The sequence below is a fragment of the Phormidium sp. CCY1219 genome, from assembly GCF_055795085.1.
On the sequence record NZ_JAYFEQ010000534.1, the window covers coordinates 1 to 3,446 of the forward strand.

Annotated in this window: 3 protein-coding genes; 2 read left to right on the forward strand and 1 reads right to left on the reverse strand. The window is 48.9% G+C overall.

Going from position 1 to position 3,446, the window contains the following annotated elements:
* Window positions 1-746 precede the first annotated feature (746 nt).
* Window positions 747-947, forward strand: a complete 201-nt coding sequence (locus AC0QH1_RS14785) for a hypothetical protein (protein ID WP_324631948.1) — start codon at window positions 747-749, stop codon at window positions 945-947.
* A 255-nt stretch (window positions 948-1,202) separates the two neighbouring features.
* Here the strand turns inward: AC0QH1_RS14785 and AC0QH1_RS14790 are convergent, their stop codons facing one another.
* The gene (locus AC0QH1_RS14790) at window positions 1,203-2,243 is read right to left on the reverse strand and encodes a pentapeptide repeat-containing protein (protein ID WP_324631949.1); all 1,041 of its coding nucleotides are present in this window, start codon (window positions 2,241-2,243) and stop codon (window positions 1,203-1,205) included.
* Window positions 2,244-2,774: 531 nt separating this feature from the next.
* Here AC0QH1_RS14790 and AC0QH1_RS14795 point away from each other — a divergent pair.
* Window positions 2,775-3,413 (forward strand): thioredoxin family protein, encoded by a 639-nt coding sequence (locus AC0QH1_RS14795; protein WP_324631950.1) that lies wholly within the window; start codon window positions 2,775-2,777, stop codon window positions 3,411-3,413.
* Window positions 3,414-3,446: the final 33 nt, after the last annotated feature.

Sequence of the window (3,446 nt, forward strand, 5' to 3'; positions counted from 1 at the left end):
CTCCATTTCCCCTGGCTCTCATCCCGACGCTCACCAAGCACGGGTAGAGCGCGGGGCTTCCCGCCGAGAAGCTAAATCTGGCTGGCAAATCCCTGTTGCCCTCAATGGATTCCCTGGGAAGTGTCACCCAGGCGGCATTCTTTGCCGATCCACCGCATGGATCCTTTTGACCCGGGTTCGCAAAAAAAGTGATTGCTCACTCTTGTTTTAAGTTAGTTTACAAACCGGAATCTATTCACATTAAATGCCGATTTTTAAGCCAGATGCAGGGAAAAAGTCTTTTTCAAGCTGGGATGACTTTCTATTAAAACCACTGGCGCGATCGCTCCAATTTGCCTGCTGCTCCACCCCCTGGTTTTTCGCCCACCAAACCACAGATGCAGCCCCCGCAACCCCCCTGGCATTTCCCCGCCCCCAATCTTGCAGGAAAACGAAACCTTCAACTAAGCCAAAAGACGGATTTTGACAGGGATTTTTTACGCTATCATACAGATGAGAGCGGCGATCCCTGATTTTTCGCCATCAATCCTAGTCCGGTAAGGTTTTTTGTTTGCTGGCTGCTATGTGGGGTTTGCCTGCGATCCCGATGCATCTACCCTGAAGGGACAGACTACGATCGAAATCACTAAAGTTCAGAACGAAAGTCACAACCAAACGGAGGTTTAAATCACAATTATTCTCAAAAAAATAACCCATAGTAGAACTATAGGGCTGTCAAAACAAATCGTACTTACACTAGGGGAAAAATGGTAATTCAGGGAAATTTCTACAAACGAACTATTTCAGAAATTTTTTGTGAAATTTGGCGGAGTGGTCGCATTACTTACCTGGAACGCTGGGGGTTGATGTCCGCACTGCTGAAGGATTCTCTGACGCAAGAAGAGATGGATGCCATCAATCGACTGATTCATGCGGTCCGTCGCGGATGGCTGAAAGTCGTTGATTGATCCCGAGGTCGGTTTATCGGTCGGTTCGATCCACCCCGGGTCTGTGCGTCATTTCCACTCATCGAAAATCAGGAGCGATCGCGCCACACACTGCGATCGCCCCTGATTTTCCCATGCTCGTACTCCCCCGCCAATATCAACGCCCCACCCCCCGCAAACAGAAAAATTGAGAATTGAGACGGGAAAAACTCCCAATTCCCAATTCCCAATTCCCAATTCTCAATTCAAGCCCAATCCCGGGTGAAATAGTTTCCCTTACTTGCGGACTTTGCCATTCGGCTGGATTGTCCCGGAAAGATTTGCGCCGCGCAGGTTCACATTCACCACATTCGCTTTTCTCAGGTTGGCGGAACTCAAATCCGCTTGACTGAGATCCGTATCGATCAGGTGCGATTCCATCAGATTCGCCGAACTCAAATTCGCCTCACTCAAGTTCGCCTGAATCAAATAGGCCCCACTGAGATTGGTCAGGCTCAGATCCGCCCCCTGAAAGTTGGCTCCCGTCAATAATTTTTGACTCAAATCCGCCCCACTTAAATCCGATCCACTCAGGTTAATCCCACTTAATTGGGCACCCTTGAGACAGACCTGGGTCAAATCGCTATAGCTCAAATCGGCTTTACTCAGATTCGCTCCCGCCAAGTTGACATCCTGCAATTCTGCTTTGCTCAGAGTTGCCCAGTTCAAAAGCGCCTCGCTCAAGTTCGAGTGGTTGAGATTGGCACCTTTTAAATTCGCTTTTCGCAGATCGGCTCCACTCAGGGAAGCTTGTTTCAGTTTGGCTCGCGTCAAGTTGGCTTCACTGAGGTTCGCTTGGCTCAAATTAGCTTTATTAAGGCTTGCTAACTGGAGATTAGCCTGTTGCAAATCTGAAGCGCTCAAATTAGTGCCAATTAAATAGGTCTGACTCAGATCGCAGTTATTTAATTGCGCGCCACTGAGGTTGGCTCCACTGACATCGGCTTTTGTCAAAATCGCCCCAGAGAGATTCGCCCCACTTAAGTCGGCCCAATTCAAATGAGCGCCGCTCAAATTGGCTCCCGCCAAATTAGCACCGCTGAGATTTGCGCCACTGAGACTTGCTCCACTGAGGTTGGCGCGATGTAAGTTAGCTCCTCTAAGATCGGCTTTGGTAAGGCTGACCCCACTCAGATATGCACCACTGAGATTTGAATCTTTTAAATCGGCTTTGATTAAGCTGAGCCGACTAAAATCTCTCGATCCCCGGGCATATTGCTGTAGAAGTTCCTCTTTACTAAAGCTGAGTCTAGGATCGCTTATGAGATCAGCCGTCATAATAAACTCGCCTTTTTTATAGATCTTTAGCTTTCTTTTAGGATCGTAATAAAAATCCTCTCCCTAGGGAAACCGGATTTTTGCTGAATTACAGTTAAGTTTTGTTACGAAGTTTACTCGGATACAGATTTTTTCACATTTATTTGATTTTGCCAGGGATGGCGGGTCGCCAGATGGAACCCTTACCAACGTTGACCCCATATTTGCATCCGGACTTCGGAACACCTAAGCGTTTATACTCAATCCTACTGTGGATTAAACCACAAAATGGGCGCGATTGATTGCCCCGGCAGGGGGAAGGAGGGAAAAAACCAGGGAACATGTTTTCGACTGCGCTTGTTTCCTGTCGCCCCAGTAATTTTACGGAGTGGCTCGGGATCGGAAGTTCTCTATCAAGGCAGTTGACAAAAATAATTTTTTATGGTAATAAACCAAAAACTGGGTGAATTGCCGTTGGCGAAGCGAAAGAGTATTGTCGGATAATAAACCAAGGCTCAAGCTAGTAAGCTGAAATCATGCGGAGGATAAATCATGGCACTGACACCCTCGACGATGTTGCCCCTGGGAACCCAGGCACCGGCTTTTGAACTCCCGGATGTGGTTTCCGGGGAAAGGATTTCTCTGGAGAGTTTTCGCGATCGCCAGGGACTGCTGGTGATGTTCATTTGCCGACATTGCCCCTTTGTCAAGCACGTGCAAGACGAGCTAGCGGCGATCGGCAAAGACTACTCGAACTCGAACCTGGGAATTGTGGCGATTAGCGCCAATAGCGTGGAAACTCACCCGCAAGACGGTCCGGAAAAGCTCAAAGAAATGGTGCAAGAGGTGGGATTTTCTTTCCCGTTATGTTACGACGAAACCCAGGAGGTGGCGAAGGCATACACCGCTGCTTGCACGCCGGATTTCTTTTTATTCGACGCCGATCGCAAGTTGGTTTATCGCGGTCAATTGGATGATAGCCGTCCGAGCAGCAGCGTGCCGGTGACGGGGAAAGATTTGCGAGGGGCGATCGATGCGGTTTTGGCGGGCAAACCGGTGAGCGAAGCGCAAAAACCGAGCGTTGGCTGCAATATTAAATGGAAGCCAGGGAACGAACCACCCTATTTTGGAGCTGCGTCAACTTCTGCGGTCGCGCATACGCGCAGCTTGGACGACCCAACGTCTAACTAAGAGTTGGCGCTTACCATGCAGCCAAAAACGATA

Coding starts and splice junctions, on each gene's coding strand:
- AC0QH1_RS14785 (WP_324631948.1), top strand. CDS start 747: ATGGTAATTCAGGGAAATTTCTACAAACGAACTATTTCAGAAATTTTT.
- AC0QH1_RS14790 (WP_324631949.1), bottom strand. CDS start 2,243: ATGACGGCTGATCTCATAAGCGATCCTAGACTCAGCTTTAGTAAAGAG.
- AC0QH1_RS14795 (WP_324631950.1), top strand. CDS start 2,775: ATGGCACTGACACCCTCGACGATGTTGCCCCTGGGAACCCAGGCACCG.